Below are 26,581 nucleotides of genomic sequence, written 5' to 3'. Positions count from 1 at the left end.
GGGCGCCGGCCCGGCAGCCGTCAAACATATATCACGGTGGCGCTTTTCAGCGCCGCGCCAAGGCTCTAGGCTGCCGGGAAAGTTGAAGGAACCCGGCCCATGAACCTGACCCGCCGCCCTGCCGCCGACCTGCTGCGCGATCTCGCCAGCGGCAGCCTGAGCGCCGCTGAACTGATGCAGGCGACGCTCGACCGGATCGACGCCACCAACGACACGGTGAACGCGGTTGTCGCGCTGCGCGACCCCGACGCGCTGATGGCCGAGGCGCGCGCCAAGGATGCGGGGCCGAAGGCAGGCCCGCTGCATGGCCTGCCCATCGCAGTCAAGGACCTGGTGAACGTGCAGGGGATCGTGTCCTGCCAGGGCTCGCCCGCGCTGGCGGGCTTCGTGCCGAAGAAGGACGACCTGATCGCCGCCCGGATGCGCGCCGCCGGGGCGATCCTGATCGGCAAGACCAACTCGCCCGAGTTCGGTCTGGGCTCGCATACCTTCAACCCGGTCTACGGCGCGACCCGCAACCCCTATGACCCGACGCGCAGCTGCGGCGGCTCTTCGGGCGGGGCGGCGGTGGTGCTGGCGGCGGGCATGACCGCGCTGGCGGACGGGTCGGACATGATGGGTTCGCTGCGCAACCCGGCGGGGTGGAACAACGTCTATGGTTTCCGCCCGAGTTGGGGCCGGGTGCCGGGCGAGCCCGTCGGTGACAGTTTCCTGCACCAGCTGTCCACGCTGGGGCCGATGGCGCGCAGCCCCGAGGACATCGCGATCCTGCTCGACGTGATCTCGGGGCCGGATCCGCGCCTGCCGCATCCCTATGCCGCGCCGGGCGCGGCGCCGCTGCGCCCCGCCGAGACCAGGGGCCTGCGCATCGGCTGGCTGGGCGACTGGGGCGGGGCCTTTCCGATGGAGGAAGGCATTCTCGACATCTCGGAAGAGGCGCTGAAGGTCTTCGAGAGCCTCGGCTGCATCGTCGAGCCGGTGGCGCCGCCCTTCGATGCCGAGGCGATGTGGGAGAGCTGGATCACCCTGCGGTCGTGGCAGGTGGCGGCCAGCATCTCGGTGCAGCCGCGCGCCAGCCTCAAGGAAAGTGCGATCTGGGAGCTGGACCGGGGCCTGGCGATGAGCGCGATGGAGGTGCACCGCGCCTCGGTCGTGCGCTCGGAGTGGTTCCGCGCGGCGGCCCGGCTGTTCGAGCGCTACGACGCGCTGGTGCTGCCGACGGCGCAGGTCTGGCCCTTCGACGCCGACCTGGCCTGGCCCGCCGAGATCGCGGGGCAGGCGATGGATACCTACCACCGCTGGATGCAGGTGGTGATCCCGGTGAGCCTGATTGGCCTGCCGTGCCTGGCCGCCCCGGCGGGTTTCGGCGCGAACGGGCTGCCGGCGGGGATCCAGATCTTTGGCCCGCGCCGCAGCGACGCGGCGCTGCTGGCGCTGGGGGCGGCCTATCACGCGGCGACCGAATGGCCGCAGAGACGACCGGCCATGTAGTCAACTTCGCCAGGGGAGGGGCGGATGCAACAAAGGGAATTCGGGGCGCCGGACCTGCGCCCGGTGACGATGGCAACGTTGCGGCTGGCGCTGGCGCGGGGCTGGGCCGACCTGCGCCGCGCTCCGGCCTACGGGCTGGCCTTCGCCGCCTTCTACGTGCTGGCGGGCTGGGCGATGGCCTGGATCACCATGCAGACCCACACGACCTTCTGGCTGGTGCTGGCGGCCATCGGCTTTCCGCTGATCGGGCCCTTTGCAGCGGTCGGGCTCTACGAGGTCTCGCGTCGGCTCGACGCGGGCGAGCCGCTGGACTGGGCGGGCGTTCTGGGGGTGATCCTGCACCAGCGCACGCGGCAACTGCCGTCGATCTGCGCCATCATCATCGTGGTCTTCCTGTTCTGGTTCTTCCTTGGCCACATGATCTTCGCGCTCTTCCTCGGGCTCTCGACGATGACCAATATCTCAAGCAGTTACGCGGTGTTTCTCACGTTGAATGGCCTGACCATGCTGGCGGTGGGCAGCGCCGTGGGGGCGGCCTTCGCATTGCTCTTGTACATGATCTGCGTGCTGGCGCTGCCGATGCTGCTCGACCGCGAGGTGGATTTCGTCACCGCGATGATCACGAGCTTCGGCTATGTGCTGGCGCATCCGGTGGCGATGCTGGGCTGGGCGCTGTTCATCGCGGTGGTGACCTTCGTGGCGCTGCTGCCCTGGTTCCTCGGCCTGCTGATCGCGCTGCCGATGCTCGGCCATGCGACCTGGCATCTCTATGCGCTGCTGGCGCAGGAAGAGACCGCTGCCGAACCTGAAGGACGCCCCGCAAGCGCCTGACAGAGCTACTCTTCCCGCCCCTGCGCTCGCAGTCGCGCACGCAGGGTTGCAACGGCGGGATGGCCGAGTTCGAGCGCCCAGACATAGGCGTGGGTCAGGAAGAAGCCGGCGGCGTCGGGGTCGGCGCTGGCCTCGGCCGCCTCGGTATAGAGCGCCACCAGCGCCGCCCGGTCGCCGGCCTCATGCGCGGCCAGCAACCGGTCGTTCAGGTCGCTCATTCCGCCGCCTGCGCGGCGCGGCGCCGGTAGTCCTGGATCTTGCCGGCAACCCAGTCGTGGAAAAGGTGCGTCGGCCCGTCCATCACCGGCGAGAAGCGTCCGCCGTCGAAACCGGGCGAATTGCGGCCGCGCTGCATTCCCTCGACGACGAAGATGTCCTCCTCGAAGACCATCTTCCAGAGCGTTGTATTGCGGGCGCGCAGGGCGGGGTCGGTGTCGGGCGTGGCATAGTAGAAATGCACGTGCTCGCTGGTCCGGTCCGCCGCCTCGGGCACCAGCACGATGGCGAAGGCATGGTCGCGGTGGACGCCAAGCAGCACGTTGGGGAAGAGCGAGATGTATTCCGCCGCGGTGTTCCACTTCTCCGACAGACCGGCGAAATCGGGAAAGGCCGCCCCGTCCTCGCCCTTCATCTGGCGGTAGACCAGCGAGCCCTGGCCGGAATAGGCGCCGGGCACCTCGATGTGATAGTGATCCTCCAGCCGGGAATAGCTGTTCAGGCCGGGATGCACCCAGGGCAGGTGGTAGCTCTCGCAGTAGTTCTCGACCGCGAGCTTCCAGTTGCAGGCGACCGGCAGGACAAAGCGGCTGTCGGCGCCACCGTGGAACAGCGGCTGGTCGAACTCGGCCCAGCGGGCGATGGCATCGGCGTGGACCTCCTCGAAGGGGGCCGCGTCGCCGCTGACGTTGATGAAGACGACATCACGCCAGATATGGCTGCGCACCTCGATCAGCCCGAGTTCCGAGCGCTTGATGCCCTCGTGCGTGTTCTGCCCCGGCCCGCCAACATGGGGGGTGGAGACCAGCCTCCCCTCGGTCGAATAGCACCAAGAGTGATAGGGGCAGCGGATCGCGCCCTCGATCTTCTTCGGCTCCTCGACGAGGATCATCCCGCGATGGCGGCAGATGTTCTGGAAGACGCGCACCTGGCCGCCACGGTCGCGCAGCAGCAGCAGGGGGATGTTCAGGAAGGTCATAGGCACCGCGTCGCCGGGTTCGGGCACGTCGGCTGCCACCGCCAGCCCGGCCCACTGGCCCAGGAGCACGGCGGCGTTTTCCTCGCGGATCGTCTCGGGGTCGGTGTAATGGCCGTTCGGCAGGCCCTGGGCCTGGTCGATGGGGCGGCGGACGGCGTCGAGGCTGGTAATCGGGCTGGACATGGGCAGACCTCCTGGGCGGGCACGCGACCAGTTAAGGGCCACGCCGGGCCGAGGTCCGAAAGGGATGCGACCAGCGCGGATGCGCGGGCGACATTTTCAGGCGCGATCCGCCCCGCGCAGGCGCTTGCCGAAGGCCTTGGGTTCGTCGTCCATCTGGCGCAGCAGCAGCTCGGCCCAGGCGGTCATCAGGCGGAGCGTTTCGGGGCCGTGGTGGTCCTCGGCCCGAAGGCTCTGGGGCTGGTCGATGGTCCTGTCGCGGGCGGCTTCGAGATCGGCCAGGAAGCAGGGCGCAGCGACCCATTCGGCGTCGAGCCGTTCGGCATCGCTGCGGGCCTGCGGGTAGATCGCGTCGTAGAGCGCACGCGGCAGGCGCAGTGGCTCGGCCGGGACGGTGGGCGGCAGCTCGCGCAGCAGCCTGCCGAACTGCTTGCCAAAGGCGACACGGTTGTCGAGCGGCTTGTCGGCGAAGCGGGCCTGCAGCATCCGCATCAGGGCGAGGTCCGGCACGGGCAGGGCGGCGTTGTCGTCCTGCCCGCTGTCGGTCAGCCGGTAGGGCGCGCCATCGAGCGCGAAGTCGAGGAAGTCGTGCCGCACGTCGCCCTGCTTCAGGCGGTCGCGCAGGAAGGGGCGAACGTGGAAGGCATCGCCGAAGGCCGCGCGCCAGCCCGCCAGGCGATTGGCGAAGTCGAGCCGACCGCTGGCGAGGAAGCGTTCGACGAAGCTTTCCAGGGTGCCGGTTTCATGGCCCAGTTTCAGGCTTTCGGCGCATTGCGAGAGCAGCCGTCCAACGTGCGGGCGGACATAGGCGATTACACTTATCTGATCTGCGAGGGGCGCAAAATGCTGGTTTACCGCTTCGGCAACCCGCTCAGGTTTGCTGTATTCGAACAATTCGCTCGAAACCACGGCCACGTCCCACTCCGCCTCGGAGAGGCGCCTGGCGATGCCGTTCCAGCGCGCGGGGTAGGTCGCCTTGTTTGCGCCCAGCGACAGCGGCAGCCCGCCGTGGTTGCCATTGCCGGGAGTAAAGAGCCGAAGGCCCTCTGGCGCGCAGTCGCCGCGCGCCAGCATGGTCTGGAGGATCGTCGATCCGGTCTTGCAGTCGCCGACATGCAGGATCAGCCGGCGACCCATGCCGTCAGGCCACCGCCTTGGCGAAGCTGCCGCGATAGAGCGCCGAAAGCTCGGCCAGCGGAGCAGCGGCGCCGCCCAGCGAGACGGTCTTGCCGCCGAACCGGCCGACCTCTGCCACCGGCACGCCGGCTTTCGCCGCGGCTTCGGCCAGCGCCTTGGCGGCCTCGGCGGAGCAGGCGACCAGGTAGCGGGCCTGGTCCTCGCCGAAGAGTTGCGCGGTGGTGGCGACGCTGAGCGTCACGCCCAGGCCCGCGGCCTCGGCCATCTCGAAGGCGGCGAGCGCAAGGCCGCCGTCGCCAAGATCGGTGCAGGCGTTGAGTCGCGCGTAGTTGGCGCGCACGAATTCACCGTTGCGCTTCTCGGCTGCCAGGTCGACCGCCGGAGCATCGCCTTCTTCGCGGCCGAAGGCCTCGGCGAGCAGGGCGGACTGGCCGAGGTGTCCCTTGGTCTCGCCGATCAGCAGCGCCACGTCGCCTTCGCGCACGGCCTGCGGGATGATCTGTGCGGTGTCGGCAATCAGACCCACGGCGCCGATGGTCGGGGTCGGCAAGATCGCGCTGCCGTCGGTCTCGTTGTAGAGCGAGACGTTGCCCGAGACGATCGGCATGTCGAGCGCGGCGCAGGCGGCGCCGATGCCTTTGATCGCGCCGACGAACTGGCCCATGATCTCGGGCTTTTCGGGGTTGCCGAAGTTCAGGTTGTCGGTGCTGGCCAGCGGCAGCGCGCCGGCGGCGGTCAGGTTGCGATAGGCCTCGGCCACGGCCTGCTTGCCGCCTTCCTCGGGGTTCGCCTTGACGTAGCGCGGGGTCACGTCCGAGGTGAAGGCGAGGGCCTTCTTGGTGCCATGCACCCGGATGATCCCGGCGCCGGCGCCCGGCGTGCGGGCAGAGTCGGCCATGACCATGGTGTCATACTGTTCGAACACCCAGTTCTTCGCGCCGTAGTTGGGCGAGCCGATGAGCGCCCTGAGGCCCTCGATGGCGTCGATCTCGGGCGCATCGGCCAGCGGCTTGGCCGCAGGCGTCGGCACCCAGGGGCGGTCGTATTCCGGAGCTTCCGAGGAGAGCTTGGACAGCGGCAGGTCGGCCTTGACCTCGTTGTTCAGCATGATGAGGAAACGGTCCTCGGCAATGGTCTCGCCGACGATGGCAAAGTCGAGGTCCCATTTGTCGAAGACGGCCTTGGCCTCGGCCTCCTTCTCGGGACGCAGGACCATGAGCATGCGCTCCTGGCTTTCGGAAAGCATCATCTCGTAGGCGGTCATCGCCTTTTCGCGCACCGGCACCTTTTCCAGGTCGAGGCGCACGCCGAGGCCGCCCTTGTCGCCCATTTCCACGGCCGAGCAGGTAAGACCCGCCGCGCCCATGTCCTGGATCGAGATCACCGCGCCGGTGGCCATCAGTTCGAGGCAGGCCTCCATCAGGCATTTCTCGGTGAACGGGTCGCCGACCTGAACGGTGGGGCGCTTTTCCTCGATGGTGTCGTCGAATTCAGCCGAAGCCATGGTTGCCCCGCCGACGCCGTCGCGGCCCGTCTTGGCGCCGAGGTAGACCACCGGCATTCCGACGCCGGAAGCGGCGGAGTAGAAGATCTTGTCGGCGTCGGCGAGGCCCGCCGCGAAGGCGTTGACCAGGCAGTTGCCGTTATAGGCCGCGTGGAAGCGCACTTCGCCGCCGACGCAGGGCACGCCGAAGCAGTTGCCGTAGCCGCCGACGCCGGCGACCACGCCGCTCACCAGCGAGCGGGTCTTGGGGTGCGAGGGCAGGCCGAAAGACAGCGCGTTCATCGAGGCCACGGGCCGTGCGCCCATGGTGAAGACGTCGCGCAGGATGCCGCCGACCCCGGTGGCCGCGCCCTGGTAGGGCTCGATGTAGGAGGGGTGGTTGTGGCTTTCCATCTTGAAGATGATCGCCTGGCCATCGCCGATGTCGACAACGCCGGCATTCTCGCCGGGGCCACAGATCACCTGCGGGCCGCTGGTCGGCAGGGTGCGCAGCCAGCGCTTGGACGATTTGTACGAGCAGTGCTCGTTCCACATGGCCGAGAAGATGCCGAGCTCGGTAAAGGTCGGCTCGCGCCCGATGATCTCGAGGATGCGCTCGTATTCGTCCGGTTTCAGGCCGTGCGCGGCGACGAGTTCGGGCGTGATCGCGGGTTCTTGCATGTGCGGATGTTCCCCCAGGGCGGCAGTTGCGGCGCTTTTAGGGCAAGGGGTGCGCAGGGAAAAGAGCCAATGGTGACGCGGCCACGGCGTTGCGAGGGCTCGACACAACTTTTCCGGGAATCAGTTGCGGGCGGGATAACGCTTTGCGGGATTGTCGGGCCCGCGATCGGCCGCTGGACGGGCGCCGCGCGGTGCCGGGAAGGGCGGTTTCATCCGCCTTTTCAATGGGGCCAAAAAAAAGGCCGAGCACTAAGCTCGGCCGAAGTCCAACAGGGAGGTGAAGGAGATGCACATCGGTGCGTCGTCCTTCGAGTGGACATTTAGGCGTCAGGTTGCCTCTAATCAAGGCGGTTTATGTATGTTTTAAAGCAAGCCGGATATGCAAGTATCGCATGGCTCAGGATTTTGTCTGGTTCCTGATTTGCTTGCGATGTGCAATAACCTCTTCCTGCACGAAATCGCGGAAGGCCGAGATGCGCTGCGATTGGCGCAGTTCCTCGGGGTAGGCGAGGAAGACCGGCACATCGGCCGATTCTATCTGCGGCAGGATGCGCACGAGATCCGGGAAATCCTCGGTCAGGTAGTCCGGAAGCACCCCGATTCCGAGGTTGTTCAGCACCCCTTGCAAGACGCCGAAGTAGTTGTTCACCGTCAGCGTCGAGTGGGGGTTGTAGGCCATCAGGTGCTGGACCAGCGAGGCACCGGCCGCGACCTGAGCCGAGGTGGTGTTCTGGCAGATCAGCCGGTGGTTGGCGATATCCTCGAGCTCGGTGGGGGTTCCATGCTCCTTGAGATAGGACTTGGTCGCATAGAGCAGCATCTGGATCGTCATCAGCCGCTTGCGGATCAGGTCGGCCTGGCTCGGCTCCTTCATGCGAATGGCGACGTCGGCCTCGCGCATGGGCAGGTCGAGCACGCGCTCTTCCAGCATCAGGTCGATCTTGAGGTTGGGGTATTTCTCGTAGAGCTTGGGCAGGCGCGGCACCAGCCAGAGCGTTCCGAAGCCGAAGGTGGTGGTCACCCGCAGTTCGCCGAAGACCTCTTCCTCGCTGTCACGGATCCGCGCCGCCGCCGCTTCGAGCCGTTTCGAGATCGAGCGGGTGGCGTCGAACAGCAACTCGCCCTGCTCGGTCAGGATCAGGCCGCGCGCGTGGCGGTGGAACAGGGTGGTGTTCAGCGACTCTTCCAGCGCGCGAATCTGGCGGCTGACGGCCGACTGCGACAGGTTGAGCTTGTCCCCGGCATGGGTCAGGCTGCCCGCGTCCGATACCGCGTGAAAGATTCTCAGCTTGTCCCAGTCCATGTCGGCGGCCTTCGTTCCCATTGCAGCAGGCTGTTTCACAGCAACTTCCGGTCTATACAAGAAGGATGCGCTCAATATGCATTAAATAAGGCAAGGGCGGCGGAAAATCACCATATGGGCTATACAGGTCAGCATTTTTGACCTAATATTTGTGCATTGCAGGGCACGTTTGACGTTGGGAGGCGACAGATGACGACGCAAAAGATCTCGCTTAATGACCGGTTCGACCTGAGCAAGAGCCCGGTCCTCCTGAACGGTACCCAGGCATTGGTCCGTCTGATGCTGATGCAGAAGGAACGCGACCGCGCGGCCGGGCACAACACGGCCGGGCTGGTGACGGGCTATCGCGGCTCGCCGCTGGGGGCGGTCGACATGCAGATGACGCGGGCCGCCAAGCAGCTGGCCGGGCATGACGTCACCTTCCAACTGGGGCTGAACGAAGACCTCGCCGCCACCGCGCTCTGGGGCGCGCAGCAGGCCGAGCTTCGGGGTGAGGGCAAGTATGACGGTGTCTTCGGCCTCTGGTATGGCAAGGGCCCCGGCGTCGACCGTTCGGGCGACGTGATCCGCCACGCCAATATGGCCGGCACCAGCCCGCTGGGTGGCGTGGTGATGGCGATGGGCGATGACCACACCGGTGAATCCTCGACCACGCTGCACCAGTCCGAATGGGCGCTGATGGATGCCTATATGCCCATCGTCTCGCCCGCCGGGGTGCAGGAGATCCTGGACTACGGCGCCTATGCCTTTGCGCTGTCGCGCTTCAGCGGGCTCTGGGTCGGTCTCAAGACGATGAAGGACACGGTCGAGGCGACCTCGGTGGTCGACGGCGACCCGTTCCGGGTCAAGACCGTGGTGCCCGAGTTCGACATGCCGGAAGGCGGGCTGAACATCCGCCTGATCGACGACCGCGTGCCGCAGGAGGCGCGGGTCATCGACTACAAGCGGTTCGCGGCCGAGGAATTCGCCCGCGTGAACAAGATCGACAAGCGCGTCTGGGGCAAGCCGGGTGCGAAGATCGGGCTGGTGGCGGCCGGCAAGAACTGGCTCGACCTGGTGCATGCGCTGAGCCTGCTGGGCATCGACGAGGCCGAGGCCGAGCGGCTGGGCATCACCACCTACAAGATCGGGCAGGTCTTCCCGCTCGACATGAAGAGCTTCCACGAATGGGCCGACGGGCTCGACCTCATCATCGTGGTCGAGGAGAAGCGCAAGCTGATCGAGATCCAGATCAAGGAGGCGCTGTTCGACGACAACCGTTTCCGGGTCTGGGGCTGGTACAAGGGCGGGGCAGGGCAACTGCACCGCGAGGAACTGTTCCCGACGCGCGGCGCACTCGACCCGATCATGATCGCCGAGAAGCTGGGCGGCATCCTGATCGAGGAGGGCCGCGAGACCGAGGGCATCAACAAGGGCCTCGACCAGCTGAAAGAGGCGCGGCGCAACGACAATGCCGTCGATATCGCCGCCCGGCTGCCCTATTTCTGCTCGGGTTGCCCGCACAACACTGGCACCAAGGTGCCGGCGGGCAGCCGCGCCTATGCCGGCATTGGCTGTCACTTCATGGTGCAGTGGATGGACCGCTCGACCATGGGCTTTACCCATATGGGCGGGGAAGGGGCCAACTGGATCGGCGAGGCGCCCTTCTCGAAGACCAAGCACGTCTTCCAGAACCTGGGCGACGGCACCTACAACCACTCGGGGATCCAAGCGATCCGGGCGGCGGTCGCGGCCAACACCAACATGACCTACAAGATCCTCTACAACGATGCCGTCGCCATGACCGGCGGCCAGCACAACGAGGGCGACCTCGACGCGCCGCGCATCGCGCAGGAACTCAAGGCGATGGGTATCAAGCATCTCGCCGTGGTCTATGACGAGAAGGAAGAGCCCAGGCGCGAGGGCTTCCCCTCGGGCATCGAATGGCACGAACGCGCCGAGCTGCTGAAGGTCGAGGAGCGCTTCCGCGAGATCGAGGGCGTTTCGGCCATCGTCTATATCCAGACCTGCGCCGCCGAAAAGCGCCGCCGCCGCAAACGGGGCACCTTCCCGGACATCGACAAGCGGGTCTTCATCAACACCGACGTCTGCGAGGGCTGCGGCGATTGCGGGGTGCAGTCGAACTGCGTCTCGATCGTGCCGAAGGAAACCGAGCTGGGCCGCAAGCGCGCCATCGACCAGTCGTCATGCAACAAGGACTTTTCCTGCCTCAAGGGCTTCTGCCCCAGCTTCGTCACGCTCGAAGGTGCGACGGTGAAGAAGGCGGAGACCGCCAAGCTCGACCTGCCGCACCTGCCGCAGCCGCAGCTTCCGGCGATCAGTGGCACCTATAACGTCGTCATCACCGGCGTTGGCGGCACTGGCGTCGTGACCATCGGCGCGGTGCTGGCGCAGGCGGCGCAGATCGACGGCAAGGGCGCCGGCATGATGGAGATGGCCGGCCTCGCCCAGAAGGGCGGCGCGGTGCATATCCATTGCCGCCTGGCGAACCGGCCCGAGGACATCAGCGCCATCCGTGTCGCCACCGGCGAGGCGCATGCGCTGATCGGCGGCGATCTGGTGGTGAGCGCCGGGGCCAAGACGCTGGGCCTCACCCGCACCGGCCAGACCGGCGCGGTGGTCAACAACCACGAGATCATCACCGGCGATTTCACCCGCAACACCGAGTTCAAGGTGCCCTCGGACCGGCTGGAACTGGCGCTGCAGGCGCGGCTGAAGGACCGGGTCGACCTGTTCGACGCGTCGGAACTGGCGCGCGTGACCATGGGCGATTCGATCTATTCCAACATGATGATCCTGGGCGCCGCCTGGCAGCGCGGCCTGCTGCCGCTGAGCCACGAGGCCATCGTGCAGGCGGTCGAGCTGAACGGCGCCGCCGTCGAGCGGAACCTGCGCGCCTTCGAGATCGGCCGCTGGGCCGTGCTGCACCAGGCCGAGGCGCAACGGCTGATCGTGCCGAGCGTGGTCGAAAAGCCCAAGTCGCTGGACGAGCGCATCGCCTTCCGCGCCGATCACCTGACCGCCTACCAGAACGCGCGGCTCGCCAAGCGGTATCGCAAGCTGGTCGATTCCGTGAGCGATCCGAAACTGAAGGAGGCCGTGGCGCTCGGCTATCACAAGCTGTTGGCCTACAAGGACGAATACGAGGTCGCCCGGCTGCTGCTTGATACCGAGAAGAAGGCCAAGGCCGAGTTCGACGGCGATTTCAAGATGTCCTTCCACCTCGCCCCGCCGATCCTGCCGGGCACCGATGCCGAGGGCCGTCCGAGAAAGCGCGCCTTCGGGGCCTGGATGCTGCGGCCGCTGGGCCTGCTCGCACGGCTGAAGGGCCTGCGCGGCACCCCGCTCGACATCTTCGGCTATTCCGCCGAGCGGCGGATGGAGCGCGGTCTCATCAAGCAATACGAGGCCGACATGAAGGAAGTGCTGGCCGCCGTGACGCCCGAGACCCGTGACGCCGCGGTCGCTCTGGCCGCGCTGCCGCTCGACATCCGGGGCTTCGGGCCGGTCAAGGACGCCAATGCCGAGAAGGCCGCCAAGCGCCGCGACGAGCTGCTGACCGCCTTCCGCCAGGGCGGCAAGGGATTCGAGAAGGCGGCGGAGTAGACGTCATCCGCCTGTCACGGAACCGTTGCAAACTATGTGCGCCCGCCGAATCCGGCGGGTGCCTTGTCGGAGCCGTCCCATGTCAGACCGCCGCCATATCGCGCGTGACATCACCTATTCCCACTCCGTCGCCTCGAAGGGCGGCAAGGCGCTGATCCGGCTGATCGAGAATTCGACCGGCCGACTGCGCCTGATCCGCCGCGCCGACGGCTACGAACGCGAAGTCGCGGCGGGGCGCAGCTTCTGGGAGGTGATGGTCGACCGCTATGGCCTCTCGTTGCAGGTGGTGGGCGGCAGCCTCGACAACATCCCCGCCGACGGCCCGCTGATCCTGATCGCCAATCACCCCTATGGCATCCTCGACGGGCTGATGATGGGGCATATCCTGCACCGCAGGCGCGGCGATTTCCGCATCCTCGCCAACTCGGTTTTCCGCAAGGCCGTAGACCTGAACCGCGTCCTGCTGCCGATCAGCTTCGACGAGACCAAGGAGGCGCTGGCGCTCAACATCGAGACCCGAAGGGAATCGCTGCGCTACCTCGCGGCCGGCGGTGCCATCGGCGTCTTTCCCGGCGGCACCGTCAGCACCGGGGCGCGGCCGTTTTCCACCCCTATGGACCCCGGCTGGCGCAGCTTCACCGCCCGGATGATCGCCAAGTCCGAAGCCGCCGTGGTGCCGGTCTTCTTCGCCGGCCATACCTCGCGACTGTTCCAGATCGCCAGCCACCTGCATTCGACGCTGCGCCTCGGCCTGCTGCTCAAGGAGTTCCGCACCCGCATCGACACCCCCGTCGAAGTGGTGATCGGCGCGCCGATCCCGCGCGAGCGGCTAATGGCCGCCGGCGAGGGAAAAGCGATGATGGATTTCCTCCGCAAAGCAACGTATGAGCTGTCTCCTAACCCGCTGCAGTCATACGACTACGGCTTTGAGTTCGAGGAGCGGCATCGCGCCCGCGCATAAATGGCCATAGGCATATTCGATTCCGGACTGGGCGGCCTGACCGTCCTCGACGCCGTGCAGAAACGCCTGCCGGACGTGGAATTCCTGTATTTCGCCGACAGCGCCCACGCGCCCTACGGGGTGCGCGACGCTGACGATATCTATCGTCTGACCAAGTCGGCCATCGAATCGCTCTGGGCGCGGGGCTGCGACCTCGTCGTGCTGGCCTGCAACACAGCCTCGGCTGCCGCGCTGCGCCGCATCCAGGAAGGCGGCCTGCCGCCCGGCAAGCGGGTGCTCGGCGTCTTCGTGCCGCTGATCGAGGCGCTGACCGAACGGCAGTGGGGCGACAACTCGCCCCCGCGCGAGGTCGAGGTGAAGCATGTCGCGCTGTTTGCCACCCCCGCCACCGTCGCCTCCCGCGCCTTCCAGCGCGAACTGGCCTTCCGCGCCATCGGCGTCGACGTCGAGGCGCAGGCCTGCGGCGGCGTGGTCGATGCGATCGAGGAGGGCGACACCATCCTCGCCGAAGCGCTGGTGCGCAGCCATGTCGACGCGCTGAAGCGCAAGATGCCGGCGCCCCAGGCGGCGATCCTCGGCTGCACCCATTACCCGCTGCTCGAAGACACCTTCCAGGCCGCGCTCGGCCCCGATGTGCAGGTCTTCAGCCAGGCGAAACTGGTGGCCGAGAGCCTTGCCGATTACCTTCAGCGGCATCCGAAGATGCTCGGCACCGGCAAGGGCGGTTTCCTGACCACCGGCAGGCCCGACAAGGTCAGCGACCACGCGACCCAGTTCCTCCGACGACAGATCCGCTTCGAGGCGGCGTGACGCCTTGCCTCAGTTGCTGCCGGTGCGCTGGTGGCTATCTGTCTTCCCGGAACATGAAGGTCTGACATGACCCACAGAATCGCAATCCTGGGCGCCAGTGGCTACACTGGTGCCGAACTCGTCCGGCTGATCGCCGGCCATCCCAGCATGTCCATCGTCGCGCTCTCGGGCGAGCGCAAGGCCGGCATGGCCATGGCCGAGGTCTTTCCGCACCTGCGCCACATCGATCTGCCGAGGCTCTGCAGGATCGAGGAGATCGACTTTGCGCAGGTCGACCTCTGCTTCTGCGCGCTGCCGCACAAGACCAGCCAGGCGGTCATCCGCGAATTGCCGAAAACGCTGAAGATCGTCGATCTGTCGGCCGATTTCCGGCTGCGCGAGGCCGAGGCCTACAAGACGTGGTATGGCAACGACCATGTCGCCATGGAGCTGCAGGCCGAGGCGGTCTATGGGCTGACCGAGTTCTACCGCGACGAGATCCGCGCCGCGCGGCTGGTCGCTGGCACCGGCTGCAACGCCGCCACCGGGCAATTCGCGCTGCGGCCGCTGATCGCAGCGGGGGTGATCGGGCTCGACGATATCATCCTCGACATGAAATGCGCGGTTTCGGGGGCGGGGCGGTCGCTGAAGGAGAACCTGCTGCACGCCGAGCTGTCGGAGGGGTTCAACGCCTATGCGCTGGGCGGCACGCACCGCCACCTGGGCGAGTTCGACCAGGAATTCTCGGCCCTGGCGGGACGTCCGGTGCGGGTGCAGTTCACCCCGCACCTGGTCCCGGCCAACCGGGGCATCCTGTGCACCGCCTATGTCAGCGGCGATGCGGCCGAGAGCCACGCCACGCTGGCCCGCGCCTATGCCGACGAACCCTTCGTCGAGGTGCTGCCGCTGGGCAGCGCGCCGTCGAGCCATGACGTGCGCGGCTCGAACTTCGTGCATATCGGCGTGGTGGGCGACCGGATCGCGGGCCGCGCGATCGTTGTCGCGGTGCTGGACAACCTGACCAAGGGCTCGAGCGGACAGGCGTTGCAGAACGCCAACCTGATGCTGGGCGAAGACGAAACGACTGGACTGATGATGGCGCCGCTGTTCCCGTGAGGGACCAAAACTTTTCACAGAAAAGTTTTGGCAAAACTCTCCTGGAGAGTTTTGCTGCGAGAGACGGAGGACGAGATGAAATCGTTGAAGAAGCAACGCCGCATCCAGGTGATCGCGCTGGCCGCAGTGGCGCTTGTCGTCAGCACCGCGCTGATCGGCTATGCCATGCGCGACGGCATCAACTTCTTCCGCGCGCCCAGCCAGGTGATGGCCGAGCCGCCGGCGCCGACCGAGGTCTTCCGCATCGGCGGGCTGGTCGAGGAGGGCACGCTGGAACGCGGCCAGGGCGAGACGGTGCGCTTCCGCGTGACAGATGGCGGCGCCTCGGTGCCGGTGACCTATACCGGGGTGCTGCCCGATCTCTTCGACGAGGGGCAGGGCATGGTCGGCACCGGGCGCTACATCAACGGCACCTTTGAAGCCTCTGAAATCCTTGCCAAGCATGACGAGAGCTACATGCCGCGCGAAGTCGTGGACGCGCTCAAGGAACAAGGCGTCTACAAGGACCCGAAGGGCGGCAGCTGAGGCTCCGCGCGCCCTGATCGCGGCGCGTTAACCGTTTCGGGCGCAGAACCTCGCAGCAGCAAGCGAGGAGATGCGCCATGCCATCCGTGCGAGACATCGCCGAAGAGATCGTCGCCCGTGAGGGCGGCTTCGTGAACGACCCCGACGACCCCGGCGGGGCGACGAACCACGGGGTCACGCTGGGCACGCTGCGCCGGCTCGGCCTAGACCTGAACGGCGACGGCGCGGTGACGGTGGCCGACGTGCGCGCGCTGAGCCGGGCGCAGGCGGTCGATATCTTCATCCGCCACTACTTCGAGAAGCCCCGCATCGCCGAATTGCCCGCCGCGCTCCAGGCGCCCGTCTTCGACATGCAGGTGAACGCCGGGGCCAACGCGGTGTCGATCCTGCAGCGGCTGCTGCGCGAGATGGCCTACGAGGTGGCGGTCGACGGACGGATCGGGCCGCAGACCATCGCCGCCGCGCGCGATGCCGCCGCGCCCGATCCGCAGGCGCTGGCCGATGCCTATGGCGTGGCGCGGCGCAACTACTACTTCCGCCTCGCCGATGCGCGCCCGGCCAGCCGCAAGTATGCCCGCAGCCGGTCGGGCGGGAAGGGCGGCTGGATCACCCGCGCCGAGGTCTTCCTCTCGCCCCGCTTTCACCTGAGCACCGAGGCTTTTGCCGAAAGGACCGCATCATGGGGCTGATCCAGACACTGGCCGGGCTGCTTTTCGGGTCGCGCAACGTGGTGCGCGAGACCGCCGAGGTCTTTCGCGAGGGCGCCGAGGGCGCGGCGCAGCGCGCCGCCGGGCTGCAGGGGCAGGTTCTGGCGCAATATGCCGCCGAGTTCACCCTGCCGCGCGGCGGTCGGTTCGACCGCCTGATGGACGCGCTGAACCGGCTGCCGCGCCCGGCGCTGGCGCTTGGCACGCTGATGCTCTTCGCGGCGGCGATGATCGACCCGCTCTGGTTCGCGGCGCGGATGCAGGGGATCGCGCTGGTGCCCGAGCCGCTCTGGTGGCTGCTGGGCGTCATCGTCACCTTCTACTTCGGCGCGCGCCACCAGCTGAAAACGCAGGATTTCCAGCGCGAGATCGCCACCACCATCGCCCGCGCGCCGGCGGTGCTCGACAACCTCGCCACCATCGCCCGGCTGCGCGCCGACAGCCCCGGCGCGGCCGAGACCGGACCTGACGCCAGCCTCGCGCTCGCCGCGGTCGAGCCCTCGGACAACCCCGCGCTCGAGGCCTGGCGCGCGCTGCGCCGGGCCTGAGGGGGCGCGACAATGTGATCCGCGCGGCCGGGCGAAAAGCGTTGGCCGCGCCCGCGCCCGCGAATATAAGCGCGGGCATGATCACAGAACTCGGCCACTTCGCCCTCGTCCTCGCCTTCCTGGTCGCCATCGTTCAGGCCGTCGTGCCCATGGCCGGCGCCGCCCTTCGACGGCCGAACTGGATGGCCCTGGCTATTCCGGCCGCCAACGTGCAGTTCCTGCTGATCGCCTTCTCCTTCGGCGCGCTCATGCATGCCTTCATCACCTCGGATTTCTCGCTGAAGCTCGTGGTGGAGAACAGCCATTCGGCCAAGCCGATGCTGTACAAGATCAGCGGCACCTGGGGGAACCACGAGGGCTCGATGCTCCTCTGGGTGCTGATCGTCTCGCTGTTCGGGGCCTCGGCGGCCTGGTTCGGCGGGGCGCTGCCGCCGACGCTCAAGGCGCGCGTGCTCTCGGTGCAGGCGAGCATCGCCGTCGCCTTCCTGGCCTTCATCCTGTTCACCTCGAACCCCTTCCTGCGCCTTGTCATGCCGCCCTTCGACGGGCAGGACCTGAACCCGCTGTTGCAGGACCCGGGCCTCGCCTTCCATCCGCCCTTCCTCTACCTCGGCTATGTCGGCCTCAGCATGACCTATTCCTTCGCCGTCGCCGCGCTGATCGAAGGACGGGTCGATGCCGCGTGGGGCCGCTGGGTGCGGCCCTGGACGCTGGCGGCCTGGATCTTCCTGACCATCGGCATCGCGCTGGGATCGTGGTGGGCCTATTACGAGCTGGGCTGGGGCGGCTTCTGGTTCTGGGACCCGGTCGAGAACGCCTCGTTCATGCCCTGGCTGCTGGCCGCCGCGCTGCTGCATTCGGCCATCGTGGTGGAAAAGCGCGAGAGCCTGAAAAGCTGGACCATCCTGCTGGCCATCCTCGCCTTCGGCTTCTCGCTGATCGGCACCTTCATCGTGCGCTCGGGCCTGCTGACCTCGGTCCATGCCTTTGCCAATGACCCCGAGCGCGGGGTCTTCATCCTCATCATCCTGACCGCCTTCACCGGCGGCGCGCTGATGCTCTATGCCGCGCGGGCCTCGGCGATGCAGGCCATGGGCCTCTTCGCCATGGTCAGCCGCGAAAGCGCGCTGGTGCTGAACAACGTGCTGCTGGCCGTGAGCGCCTTCGTGGTCTTCGTCGGCACCATGTGGCCGATGGTGGCCGAGATGGCCTTTGACCGCAAACTCTCGGTCGGCCCGCCGTTCTTCGATGCCGCCTTCACCCCCTTCATGGTGGTGCTCGGCCTGGTACTGCCGATCGGCGCGCTGATGCCCTGGAAGCGCGCGCGCCTCGGCGCCACGCTGCGCAAGCTTGCGCCGGCCTTTGCCCTGGCGGTTGCCATCGGCGCGCTGGCCTGGGCGATGCAGACCGGCCGCTCGGCGCTGGGGCCGGTTGGGGCCTTCCTGGGCGCCTGGATCGTCGCCGGTGCGGCGGTGGATCTCTGGACCCGCGCCGCTGGAACGCCGGCGCGCCTTGCGCGGCTGCCGCAGGCCGACTGGGGCCGCGTCACCGCCCATGCGGGCCTGGGCGTCACCATTTTCGCCATTGCCGGGCTGACCGCCTGGCAGCAGGAGGACATCCGCGTCGTTCATCCGGGCGAGAGCTATGGCATCGGCGGCTATACCCTGATGCTGCACCGGGTCGAGGAGGGGCGGGGGCCGAACTATTTCTTCACCGCCGGCATCGTGACGCTGGCGAAGGGGAACGTGGATATCGCCGAACTGCGCCCCGAGAAGCGGGTCTACCCGGTCAGCAAGATGCCGACCACCGAGGCGGCCATCGACTATCGTTTCCTGCGCGACGTCTATGTCGTGATCGGCGACGATCAGGACAACGGCGGGCTGGTGATGCGCACCTATATCAAGCCCTTTGCCAACTGGATCTGGGGTGGCTGCCTGCTGATGGCCTTTGGCGGGCTGCTGTCGCTGACCGACCGCCGCTTCCGTGTCGCGGCCGGCGCGCGTGCCCGTGCCCAGACGGTGCCGGCGGAATGAAACGGCTCGCCCTTGCCCTGGCGCTGATCGCCGGCCCGGCCTTTGCCGTGCAGCCCGACGAGATGCTGTCGGACCCGGCGCTGGAGGCCCGCGCGCGGGAAATCTCCAAGGGTCTGCGCTGCCTCGTCTGCCGCAACGAGAGCATCGACGAGAGCAATGCGAGCCTCGCCCGTGACCTGCGCATCCTGCTGCGCGAGCGGCTGAGTGCGGGGGACAACGACACCGAGGCGGTCGACTACATCGTCGCCCGCTACGGCGAATACGTGCTGCTGAACCCGACCACGGGCGGCGCCAACTGGCTGCTCTGGGCGGCCGGGCCGTTGATGCTGCTGCTGGGCGGCGGGCTGGCCTGGGGCTATCTGCGCAGCCGCGCCCCGGCGGCCCCCGAAAGCCGGCTGACCGCTGACGAGGAAGAGCGCCTGCACCAGATTCTCGAAGACTGACGCGCGGTTCCTCTTCCCTCGCGCCGGGCCTTGCGTCAGGTTGCGGCCAACATATTCGAGGGAGACCCGCCATGGACTATCAGACCATCACGCTCGAGATCGCCGACGATATCGCGGTGCTGACGCTGAATCGGCCCGACAAGATGAACAGCCTCACCACCCAGATGCGGGCCGAGATCAATCACGCCATGCGCGATGTCGTGCATCAGGCGCGGGTGGTGGTCATCACCGGGGCGGGGCGCGCCTTCTGCACCGGGCAGGACCTGGGCGACGGCGGCGATGCCACCAAGCTCGACCTCGAACGCACGCTGCGCGACGAATACACGCCGATGCTCGAGTCGATCGCCCAGTGCCCGCTGCCGACCATCGCGGCGGTGAACGGGCCGGCGGCAGGGGCAGGGGCCAACCTGGCGCTGGCGGCGGATGTGGTGATCGCCACCGAGAGCGCCTATTTCCTGCAGGCCTTCACCCGCATCGGCCTGATCCCCGATGCCGGCGGCACCTGGTTCATGCCGCGCCAGATGGGGCTGGCCAAGGCAATGGGCGCGGCGCTCTTCGCCGACCGCATCTCGGCGCGGCAGGCCGAGGCCTGGGGCATGATCTGGGAAGCGGTGCCCGACGCCGATTTCGCCGCGCACTGGCGCGCCCGCGCGGAATACCTGGCCAAGGGGCCGACCCAGGCCTTCACCGCCGCCAAGCAGGCCATCCGCGCCAGCTTTGAATCGAACCTGCCCGACCAGCTCAACCTCGAGGCGCAGCTTCAGGGCCGCTGCGGCAAGTCGCGTGATTTCCAGGAGGGTGTCGTTGCCTTCATGGAGAAGCGCCCCGCGGTCTTCGAGGGGCGCTGAGCCGCCTCAGGCGCTCGGCGGACGCTGCACCAGCAGGATGTCCGAGGTCGAGAGGCTCGAGGCATTCAGCACCGCGATCGCCACGCCATCGGCACTCAGCGTCTGGGTGCCGTCCTCGTTCTCGGTCAGCTCCAGCATAGGCTCGGGCTGGCCGTTTTCATATTGCACCACCAGCGCGTCCTCGGCGGCGTCGTAGTCGGTGATCGTCGCCGGATCGACCCCGGCGCTGTCGAGCAGCACGAAGAGATCCTGGCCCTCGCCGCCGGTCATGGTGTCGCCCGCGCCACCGATCAGCATGTCGTCGCCATCGCCGCCATCCAGCGTATCGGCTTCGCCGTCGTCGGTGGGGATGTTGAACACCGCGTTGTCGGCGTTCCATTCTCCGGCGGCGAGCAGGTCGGCGTGCAGATCGGCGGTCTGCAGCTCGTCCAGGCCTTCGACCGGCCCCGTGCCGCCGATCACCACGTCGTCGCCGGCGCCGCCTTCGACGATATCCTCGCCTTCGCCGCCGATCACCAGGTCGGAGCCATAGCCGCCCTTGACCTCGTCATCCCCGGCGCCGCCATCCACCCAGTCGCGCCCGGTGTCACCGCCAAGCCAGTCGTCGCCCTCGTTACCGAAGAGCGTGTCATCGCCTTCCTGGCCGCGAATGGTGTCGTTGCCTTCGCCACCGATCACCAGGTCGTCGCCCTCGTCGCCATGCAGCTTGTCGTCGCCGCCTTCGCCCTCGATCAGGTCGTCGCCCACGAGGCCGCTGATGAAATCGTCGCGCTCGGTCCCGGTGAGGGTGTCGTTCTCTTCCGTGCCCTCGATGGTCTCGCCCGGTTCCTCGTCGTCACTGTTCAAATGGCTGAACAGGCCGATGCCGATGGCAAGGCCCAGGGCGGACAGAATGGCAAACTCTAACATGGCGCGGAATCCTTAACACGTCTTCCAGATATGTCGCCGCGCCGCATCAGGCGTCAAGAAAATGCACCGGATTATCCACAGGCTTCGAACAATCCGCGTTGCGGCCGCAAGTGGGTTTCCGCAACGGAAACACCCCGGACTTTTGGTCCGGGGTGCCTCGATTCGACGTCTCGAAACGCTTCAGCGGTTCTCGATATCCACATAGTCGCGCGCGGTTGCGCCGAGGTAGAGCTGGCGCGGGCGGCCGATCTTGTGCTGCGGGTCGCTGATCTGCTCTTTCCACTGGCTGACCCAGCCGACGGTCCGGCTCACCGCGAAGATCGGGGTGAACATCGAGGTCGGGAAGCCCATCGCCTCGAGGATGATGCCCGAGTAGAAGTCGACGTTGGGGAACAGCTTCTTCTCGGCGAAATACGGGTCCGCCAGCGCCTGCTTTTCAAGCTCCTTGGCGACCTGCAGCGTCGGGTTGTCCTCGACGCCGAGCAGGTCGAGAACCTCGTCGGCCGACTGCTTCATCACGGTCGCGCGCGGGTCGAAGTTCTTGTAGACGCGGTGGCCGAAGCCCATCAGGCGGAACGGGTCGTTCTTGTCCTTCGCGCGGGCGATGAACTCGGGGATCCGGTCCGGCGTGCCGATTTCCTTGAGCATCTCCAGGCAGGCCTGGTTGGCGCCGCCATGGGCCGGGCCCCAGAGGCAGGCGATACCGGCGGCGATGCAGGCAAACGGGTTCGCGCCCGAGGAGGAGGCGAGGCGCACGGTCGAGGTCGAGGCGTTCTGCTCGTGGTCGGCGTGCAGGGTGAAGATCCGGTCCATCGCGCGGCTCAGGATCGGGTTCACCTCGTATTCCTCGGCCGGAACCGAGAAGCACATGCGCAGGAAGTTCGACGCATAGTCGAGATCGTTGCGCGGGTACACGAAGGGCTGGCCGATCGAATACTTGTAGGCCCAGGCCGCGATGGTCGGCATCTTGGCGATCAGGCGGTGGCTGGCGATCTCGCGCTGGCGCGGGTCCGAGATATCGGTCGAGTCGTGGTAGAAGGCCGACATCGCGCCGACCACGCCGACCATGGTGGCCATCGGGTGCGCGTCGCGGCGGAAGCCACGGAAGAAATACTGCATCTGCTCGTGCAGCATGGTGTGACGGGTGATCGTCAGCTCGAACTTCTCGAGTTCGGCGGCTGTCGGCAGTTCACCGTACAGCAGCAGGTAGCAGACTTCGAGGTAATGCGACTTGCTGGCCAGCTGGTCGATCGGATAGCCGCGGTGCAGCAGCACGCCCTCGTCGCCGTCGATGAAGGTGACGGTGCTGTCGCAGCTTGCCGTCGAGGTATAGCCGGGGTCATAGGTGAAGACGTCAGCCTGGCCATAGAGCTTGCGGATGTCGATCACGTCCGGCCCTGCGGTTGGCGACAGCACCGGCAGTTCGTAGGTCTTGCCGTCCAGAATCAGCTGAGCGGTCTTGGGGGCGTCGGTCATGATCGTCACTTCCTCCTGCATGGCGGAACCGGAGTGTCCGGCCCGCTCGTACATGTTAACGCGCGCCGGGCGCGCGGCAGATCCGTTACCAGGGCTGCATTGACCGACGATGAACGTCAGGCCGCAGCCTCGGCGATACGGGCCAGAGTTTCCTCGGGCCCCAATACAAGCATCATGTCGTAGACAGACGGCGTCACCGCACGTCCGGCGAGCGCTGCCCGAAGCGGGCCGGCCAAAGCACCAAAGGAAGTGCCGCGCGCGGCGGCAAAGCCGCCAAGGACCGTCTCCAGATCGTCTCGGTTCCAGCTAGCATTTTGCAGATGCGGCGTCAATTCCGACAGTATCTGTCGCGCATCCGACGTCAGGGCCTTGGCGGCCTTCTCGTCCATCTCGATGGGGCGCGACGCCAGCACAAAGCGGGCTTTTTCAATCAGTTCAGGAAAGGTCTTGGACCGCTCCTTGAGAAAGGGCATGGCTCGGCCCATGCCTTCGGCCTGGCCCGGCGTCAGGGCGGGCAGCCCAGCGGCCGCCAGGTAGGCTTCCAGCTCTTTCTGCAGTGCGGCATCGTCCGTGACGGCGATGTGCTGGCCGCAGAGGTTCTCGAGCTTCTTGAGGTCGAAGCGCGCCGGGCTGCGGCCGATCCCGTCGAGATCGAACCATTCCTTCGCCTGTTCGTCCGAGAAGAACTCGTCATCGCCGTGGCTCCAGCCGAGCCGGGCGAGATAGTTGCGCATCCCCGCCGCGGGATAGCCCATCGCCTGGTATTCCTGCGCGCCAAGCGCCCCGTGCCGTTTCGACAGCTTCTTGCCATCCGGCCCGTGGATCAGCGGGATATGCGCCCAGACCGGGACATCCCAGCCCATGGCGTCATAAATCATCATCTGCCGCGCGGCGTTGTTGAGGTGGTCGTCGCCACGGATCACGTGGGTGACGCCCATGTCGTGGTCGTCGACCACCACCGCCAGCATGTAGACCGGGGTGCCGTCCGAGCGCAGCATCACCATGTCGTCGAGCTGGTCGTTGCGGATGGTGACATCGCCCTGCACGCGGTCGCGGATCACCGTGACCCCGTCCTGCGGCGCCTTGATGCGGATGACATAGGGCGCGTCCGGGTGGGTGCTCGGGTCGGCATCGCGCCAGGGCGAGCGGAACAGGGTGCTTTGCCCGGCGGCCTTGGCCTCTTCGCGGAAGGCGGCGATTTCATCCTGGGTCGAGAAGCACTGGTAGGCCTTGCCCTGGGCCAGCAGCTCGCGCGCGACCTCGGCGTGGCGGGGGGCGCGGTCGAACTGGCTGACGACATCGCCGTCCCAGTCGAGGCCGAGCCAGGTCAGGCCCTGCAGGATCGCCGCGGTCGCCTCGGGGGTCGAGCGTTCCCGGTCGGTATCCTCGATCCGCAGAAGGAACTTGCCGCCCCGTCCGCGGGCGTAAAGCCAGTTGAACAGGGCCGTGCGGGCGCCGCCGATATGCAGGTAGCCGGTCGGCGAGGGGGCGAAACGGGTGACGATGTCTGATGCCATGTAGCGGAATTTACCGTTTGGTAACCATGCGGAGCGTAGAGTTGGGGCCTGTCTAACGATCCGAAAGGCGGGGGGCAAGTATGCGCGCCCTGATGGGTTTGATGGCCGGAATGGACGCGGGGCTGCTGGGCCAGCGCGGTCATCTCTTCCCCTGGGCGCCGGTGGCCCTTGCCACGGGGATCGGGATCTACTTCGCGCTGCCCTTCGAGCCGGGCCGCGCAACCTATGCCGCCGTCGGGCTTGCCGGGACACTGGCGGCGGTACTGGCCTGGCGCCACCCAGGGGGCTGGATGGTGCTGGGCTGGGCGGCGGCGCTGCTGGCTGCGGGTCTTTCACTCGCGGGTCTGCGTGCCAACAGTGTCGCCGCACCCGTTCTGGGCTGGCGCTATTACGGGACGATCGAGGGCAGGGTGGTGGATATCGACCGCTCGGCCTCGGACGCGTTGCGCATCCTGCTCGACGAGGTCTTGCTTGGCCCCATCTCGCCCGGTCGCACGCCCGAGCGGGTGCGCCTCTCGCTGCACGGCCCCGAGGCGGTGATCCTGCCGGGCCAGCGCATCCGCACCCTGGGCCATATGGTGCCGCCGCAGGGCGCGGTGGAACCCGGCGGCTTCGACTTCCGCCGCCATGCCTGGTTCCTGCGCACCGGCGCGGTGGGCTATACCCGCAAGCCGGTGGAAACCGTGGCGCCGCCCCGGATGGAGGGTCTGGCGCTGCGGATCTTCGACCTGCGCATGGCCATCTCGCGCCATATCCGCGCCGTGCTGCCGGGCGAGAGTGGCGGCGTCGCCGCCGCCGTCACCACCGGCGACCGCAGCGGTCTCGGGGCGGATGTGCTGATTGCGCTGCGTGTCTCGAACCTCGCGCATCTGCTGGCCATCTCGGGGCTGCACATGGGGCTGCTCTCTGGCTTTGTCTTCGCCGCCCTGCGCCTGGCGCTGGCGCTGGTGCCCTATGTCGCCCTGCGCCTGCCGGTCCGAAAGCTCGCCGCCGTCGGCGCGCTGATCGCGGCGGCCTGCTACTACGCGCTCTCGGGCGGCAATGTCGCCACCGAGCGCGCCTTCGTCATGGCCGCCGTGATCCTGCTCGCGGTGATGGCCGACCGCCGCGCCCTCTCGCTGCGCTCGGTGGCGCTGGCCGCGCTGGTGGTGCTGGTCTTCCGCCCGGAAAGCCTGCTTGGCCCCGGTTTCCAGATGTCCTTCGCCGCCACCACCGCGCTGATCGCCGTCTATGGCTGGATCGGCAGCGCCAATCTGCCCCGCCTGCCACGCTGGCTGGTGCCGGTTGCGGCGGTGCTGACCTCCTCGGCCATCGCCGGGGCCGCCACCGCGCCCATCGGGGCGGCGCATTTCAACACGCTCTCGCAATACGGGCTGATCGCCAACCTGCTGGCGGTGCCGGTCATGGGCGTTGTGGTGGTGCCCTCGGCGGTGCTGGCGCTGCTGCTCGCCCCCTTCGGGCTCGACTGGATCGGGCTCTGGGCGATGGGCCTCGGCCTCGACTGGATCCTCTTCGTCGGCCGCTGGGTCGCGGGGTTCGAGGGGGCGCGCGCCCTTGTGCCGACGCCAGGGCCCCTGGTGCTGCCGCTGCTGGCGCTGGGGATGCTCTGGCTGTTCCTCTGGCAGGGGCGACTTCGGCTGGCTGGCCTGCCGGTCACCGCGCTGGCGCTGGTGCTCTGGAGCCTGGCCGAACGTCCCGCCGTGCTGATCGCCGATACCGGCGGGCTGGTCGGGGTGATGACGGGCGAGGGGCGGGCGCTGTCCAAGGCCAAGGGCGCGGGTTTCATCGCCCAGGTCTGGCTTGAGAACGACGGCGACGCCGCCAGCCAGGCCGAGGCCGCGCTGCGCTGGCCCGACCAGCCGCGCGGCATCCGCAGCTTCACCGCCCAGGGGCGCGAGATCGTGCACGTGATCGGCAAGAAGGCGGCGGCGGGCTTCACCGCCTGCGCGCCGGGGCAACTGGTGATCGCCTCGGTGGAGGTGGTGGTTGCGGGGGGCTGCGAGGTCTATGGCCCGAAACGCCTGCGCCACACCGGCAGCCTCGCCCTTGGCGCGCAGGGCCTGACGACCGCGCGCGAAAGCCAGGGCCGCCGGCTCTGGACTCAGTAGGTGCGGATCAGCCCGACAAGGCGGCCCTGCACCTTGACCTTGTCCTCGGGGAAGACGCGGGTTTCATAGGCCGGGTTCGCCGCCTCGAGCGCGATGGCGCCGCCGCGACGGTAGAACTTCTTCAGCGTCGCTTCCTGGTCCTCGACCAGCGCCACGACGATATCGCCGTTGTCGGCCACCTCGGTCTCGCGGATCACCACGATGTCGCCGTTGTTGATCCCGGCCTCGATCATCGAGTCGCCCTTGACCTCCAGCGCGTAGTGCTCGCCGCGTCCCGAGAGCATCGCGCCGGGCACTGCGACGTGATGCGAGACATGGCTGATCGCCTCGATCGGGACACCGGCGGCGATGCGGCCCATCACCGGCAGTTCCATCGCGCTGGCGACGACGTGTTCGGCCGCGGCAGGGCGCGAGGCCGGCCGGTCGCCGTCGATCACCCGCGGCTGGAAGCCCGCAGCCTCGCCGCCCAGCGTCTCGGGCAGCTTGACGATTTCGATGGCGCGGGCGCGATGGGCGAGGCGGCGGATGAAGCCGCGTTCTTCCAGAGCCGTAATCAGCCGATGGATCCCCGATTTCGAGCGCAGATCGAGCGCCAGCTTCATCTCGTCGAAGCTCGGCGGCACCCCGTCGCGCGCCACGCGCTTCTGGATGAAGGTCAGCAGATCCAGTTGCTTCTTGGTCAGCATATGCTCGC

Annotated in this window: 22 protein-coding genes; 13 read left to right on the top strand and 9 right to left on the bottom strand. The window is 67.5% G+C overall.

All coding sequences use genetic code 11. The annotated features are described in order from the left end of the window. The first annotated feature begins 99 nt into the window (after positions 1-99). A complete protein-coding gene (locus tag IE266_RS09165) occupies positions 100-1,491 on the top strand; it encodes an amidase (RefSeq protein ID WP_189679760.1) in 1,392 nt (463 codons plus the stop codon). 24 nt (positions 1,492-1,515) lie between these two features. Further along, positions 1,516-2,322, top strand: a complete 807-nt coding sequence (locus tag IE266_RS09160; protein ID WP_189679759.1) for a DUF2189 domain-containing protein — start codon at positions 1,516-1,518, stop codon at positions 2,320-2,322. Positions 2,323-2,327: 5 nt separating this feature from the next. On the opposite strand, the gene IE266_RS09155 is transcribed toward IE266_RS09160, so the two are convergent. The 5 genes from IE266_RS09155 to IE266_RS09135 form a co-directional block, all read right to left on the bottom strand. Further along, positions 2,328-2,540, bottom strand: a complete 213-nt coding sequence (locus IE266_RS09155) for a hypothetical protein (RefSeq protein WP_189679758.1) — start codon at positions 2,538-2,540, stop codon at positions 2,328-2,330. Beyond that, positions 2,537-3,700 (bottom strand): aromatic ring-hydroxylating oxygenase subunit alpha, encoded by a 1,164-nt coding sequence (locus IE266_RS09150; protein WP_189679757.1) that lies wholly within the window; start codon positions 3,698-3,700, stop codon positions 2,537-2,539. Before IE266_RS09150 ends, IE266_RS09155 begins: the two co-directional genes overlap by 4 nt. Positions 3,701-3,796: 96 nt before the next feature. Further along, positions 3,797-4,834, bottom strand: a complete 1,038-nt coding sequence (locus IE266_RS09145; protein WP_189679756.1) for a hypothetical protein — start codon at positions 4,832-4,834, stop codon at positions 3,797-3,799. A gap of 4 nt (positions 4,835-4,838) precedes the next feature. Next, the gene (gene purL, locus IE266_RS09140; RefSeq protein WP_189679755.1) at positions 4,839-6,998 is read right to left on the bottom strand and encodes a phosphoribosylformylglycinamidine synthase subunit PurL; all 2,160 of its coding nucleotides are present in this window, start codon (positions 6,996-6,998) and stop codon (positions 4,839-4,841) included. Positions 6,999-7,395: 397 nt separating this feature from the next. Then, positions 7,396-8,301, bottom strand: a complete 906-nt coding sequence (locus tag IE266_RS09135) for a LysR family transcriptional regulator (protein ID WP_189679852.1) — start codon at positions 8,299-8,301, stop codon at positions 7,396-7,398. 189 nt (positions 8,302-8,490) lie between these two features. On the opposite strand from IE266_RS09135, the gene IE266_RS09130 reads away from it, so the two are divergent. The 10 genes from IE266_RS09130 (at position 8,491) to IE266_RS09085 (ending at position 19,877) form a co-directional block, all read left to right on the top strand. Beyond that, the gene (locus IE266_RS09130) at positions 8,491-11,907 is read left to right on the top strand and encodes an indolepyruvate ferredoxin oxidoreductase family protein (protein ID WP_189679754.1); all 3,417 of its coding nucleotides are present in this window, start codon (positions 8,491-8,493) and stop codon (positions 11,905-11,907) included. A 79-nt stretch (positions 11,908-11,986) separates the two neighbouring features. Continuing rightward, entirely contained in the window at positions 11,987-12,868 is an 882-nt protein-coding gene (locus IE266_RS09125) for a lysophospholipid acyltransferase family protein (RefSeq protein ID WP_189679753.1), read from the top strand. After that, positions 12,869-13,678, top strand: coding sequence for a glutamate racemase (locus IE266_RS09120; protein WP_189679752.1), 810 nt, complete (start codon positions 12,869-12,871; stop codon positions 13,676-13,678). Between the two features lie 66 nt (positions 13,679-13,744). Then, a complete protein-coding gene (gene argC / locus IE266_RS09115) occupies positions 13,745-14,773 on the top strand; it encodes an N-acetyl-gamma-glutamyl-phosphate reductase (protein ID WP_189679751.1) in 1,029 nt (342 codons plus the stop codon). Positions 14,774-14,848: 75 nt separating this feature from the next. Further along, positions 14,849-15,298 (top strand): cytochrome c maturation protein CcmE, encoded by a 450-nt coding sequence (gene ccmE, locus IE266_RS09110; protein WP_189679750.1) that lies wholly within the window; start codon positions 14,849-14,851, stop codon positions 15,296-15,298. Positions 15,299-15,375: 77 nt separating this feature from the next. Continuing rightward, positions 15,376-15,987 (top strand): holin-associated N-acetylmuramidase, encoded by a 612-nt coding sequence (locus tag IE266_RS09105; protein ID WP_189679749.1) that lies wholly within the window; start codon positions 15,376-15,378, stop codon positions 15,985-15,987. Further along, the gene (locus IE266_RS09100) at positions 15,978-16,553 is read left to right on the top strand and encodes a holin family protein (RefSeq protein ID WP_189679748.1); all 576 of its coding nucleotides are present in this window, start codon (positions 15,978-15,980) and stop codon (positions 16,551-16,553) included. Before IE266_RS09105 ends, IE266_RS09100 begins: the two co-directional genes overlap by 10 nt. A 77-nt stretch (positions 16,554-16,630) precedes the next feature. After that, positions 16,631-18,586 (top strand): heme lyase CcmF/NrfE family subunit, encoded by a 1,956-nt coding sequence (locus IE266_RS09095; protein ID WP_189679747.1) that lies wholly within the window; start codon positions 16,631-16,633, stop codon positions 18,584-18,586. Further along, complete coding sequence (locus IE266_RS09090) at positions 18,583-19,029, top strand: cytochrome c-type biogenesis protein (protein ID WP_189679746.1); 447 nt, start codon at positions 18,583-18,585, stop codon at positions 19,027-19,029. The genes IE266_RS09095 and IE266_RS09090 overlap by 4 nt, the downstream gene beginning before the upstream one ends. A gap of 71 nt (positions 19,030-19,100) precedes the next feature. Beyond that, positions 19,101-19,877 (top strand): enoyl-CoA hydratase-related protein, encoded by a 777-nt coding sequence (locus IE266_RS09085; RefSeq protein WP_189679745.1) that lies wholly within the window; start codon positions 19,101-19,103, stop codon positions 19,875-19,877. 6 nt (positions 19,878-19,883) lie between these two features. Here IE266_RS09085 and IE266_RS09080 read toward each other — a convergent pair whose 3' ends face one another. From IE266_RS09080 to gltX, 3 genes are all read right to left on the bottom strand, one after another. Further along, the gene (locus IE266_RS09080; protein WP_189679744.1) at positions 19,884-20,786 is read right to left on the bottom strand and encodes a calcium-binding protein; all 903 of its coding nucleotides are present in this window, start codon (positions 20,784-20,786) and stop codon (positions 19,884-19,886) included. Positions 20,787-20,966: 180 nt separating this feature from the next. Further along, positions 20,967-22,262, bottom strand: coding sequence for a citrate synthase (gene gltA / locus IE266_RS09075; protein ID WP_189679743.1), 1,296 nt, complete (start codon positions 22,260-22,262; stop codon positions 20,967-20,969). 116 nt (positions 22,263-22,378) lie between these two features. Further along, positions 22,379-23,779 (bottom strand): glutamate--tRNA ligase, encoded by a 1,401-nt coding sequence (gltX, locus tag IE266_RS09070; protein WP_189679742.1) that lies wholly within the window; start codon positions 23,777-23,779, stop codon positions 22,379-22,381. A gap of 80 nt (positions 23,780-23,859) precedes the next feature. Between gltX and IE266_RS09065 the strand changes: the two genes are divergently transcribed. Further along, a complete protein-coding gene (locus tag IE266_RS09065; RefSeq protein ID WP_229863967.1) occupies positions 23,860-25,887 on the top strand; it encodes a ComEC/Rec2 family competence protein in 2,028 nt (675 codons plus the stop codon). Here the strand turns inward: IE266_RS09065 and lexA are convergent. Next, positions 25,881-26,573: a transcriptional repressor LexA gene (gene lexA / locus IE266_RS09060; RefSeq protein WP_189679741.1), complete on the bottom strand. Its 693-nt coding sequence runs from the start codon at positions 26,571-26,573 to the stop codon at positions 25,881-25,883. The two genes, IE266_RS09065 and lexA, sit on opposite strands and share 7 nt — an antisense overlap. Positions 26,574-26,581: the final 8 nt, after the last annotated feature.

It is taken from the genome of Seohaeicola zhoushanensis (assembly GCF_014656415.1).
GTDB classification, from domain to species: domain Bacteria; phylum Pseudomonadota; class Alphaproteobacteria; order Rhodobacterales; family Rhodobacteraceae; genus Seohaeicola_A; species Seohaeicola_A zhoushanensis.
Note: the sequence above shows the minus strand (reverse complement) of the source record. Positions and strands in the feature narration are given on the sequence as shown.

Coding starts and splice junctions, on each gene's coding strand:
- IE266_RS09165 (WP_189679760.1), top strand. CDS start 100: ATGAACCTGACCCGCCGCCCTGCCGCCGACCTGCTGCGCGATCTCGCC.
- IE266_RS09160 (WP_189679759.1), top strand. CDS start 1,516: ATGCAACAAAGGGAATTCGGGGCGCCGGACCTGCGCCCGGTGACGATG.
- IE266_RS09155 (WP_189679758.1), bottom strand. CDS start 2,540: ATGAGCGACCTGAACGACCGGTTGCTGGCCGCGCATGAGGCCGGCGAC.
- IE266_RS09150 (WP_189679757.1), bottom strand. CDS start 3,700: ATGTCCAGCCCGATTACCAGCCTCGACGCCGTCCGCCGCCCCATCGAC.
- IE266_RS09145 (WP_189679756.1), bottom strand. CDS start 4,834: ATGGGTCGCCGGCTGATCCTGCATGTCGGCGACTGCAAGACCGGATCG.
- purL (WP_189679755.1), bottom strand. CDS start 6,998: ATGCAAGAACCCGCGATCACGCCCGAACTCGTCGCCGCGCACGGCCTG.
- IE266_RS09135 (WP_189679852.1), bottom strand. CDS start 8,301: ATGGACTGGGACAAGCTGAGAATCTTTCACGCGGTATCGGACGCGGGC.
- IE266_RS09130 (WP_189679754.1), top strand. CDS start 8,491: ATGACGACGCAAAAGATCTCGCTTAATGACCGGTTCGACCTGAGCAAG.
- IE266_RS09125 (WP_189679753.1), top strand. CDS start 11,987: ATGTCAGACCGCCGCCATATCGCGCGTGACATCACCTATTCCCACTCC.
- IE266_RS09120 (WP_189679752.1), top strand. CDS start 12,869: ATGGCCATAGGCATATTCGATTCCGGACTGGGCGGCCTGACCGTCCTC.
- argC (WP_189679751.1), top strand. CDS start 13,745: ATGACCCACAGAATCGCAATCCTGGGCGCCAGTGGCTACACTGGTGCC.
- ccmE (WP_189679750.1), top strand. CDS start 14,849: ATGAAATCGTTGAAGAAGCAACGCCGCATCCAGGTGATCGCGCTGGCC.
- IE266_RS09105 (WP_189679749.1), top strand. CDS start 15,376: ATGCCATCCGTGCGAGACATCGCCGAAGAGATCGTCGCCCGTGAGGGC.
- IE266_RS09100 (WP_189679748.1), top strand. CDS start 15,978: ATGGGGCTGATCCAGACACTGGCCGGGCTGCTTTTCGGGTCGCGCAAC.
- IE266_RS09095 (WP_189679747.1), top strand. CDS start 16,631: ATGATCACAGAACTCGGCCACTTCGCCCTCGTCCTCGCCTTCCTGGTC.
- IE266_RS09090 (WP_189679746.1), top strand. CDS start 18,583: ATGAAACGGCTCGCCCTTGCCCTGGCGCTGATCGCCGGCCCGGCCTTT.
- IE266_RS09085 (WP_189679745.1), top strand. CDS start 19,101: ATGGACTATCAGACCATCACGCTCGAGATCGCCGACGATATCGCGGTG.
- IE266_RS09080 (WP_189679744.1), bottom strand. CDS start 20,786: ATGTTAGAGTTTGCCATTCTGTCCGCCCTGGGCCTTGCCATCGGCATC.
- gltA (WP_189679743.1), bottom strand. CDS start 22,262: ATGACCGACGCCCCCAAGACCGCTCAGCTGATTCTGGACGGCAAGACC.
- gltX (WP_189679742.1), bottom strand. CDS start 23,779: ATGGCATCAGACATCGTCACCCGTTTCGCCCCCTCGCCGACCGGCTAC.
- IE266_RS09065 (WP_229863967.1), top strand. CDS start 23,860: ATGCGCGCCCTGATGGGTTTGATGGCCGGAATGGACGCGGGGCTGCTG.
- lexA (WP_189679741.1), bottom strand. CDS start 26,573: ATGCTGACCAAGAAGCAACTGGATCTGCTGACCTTCATCCAGAAGCGC.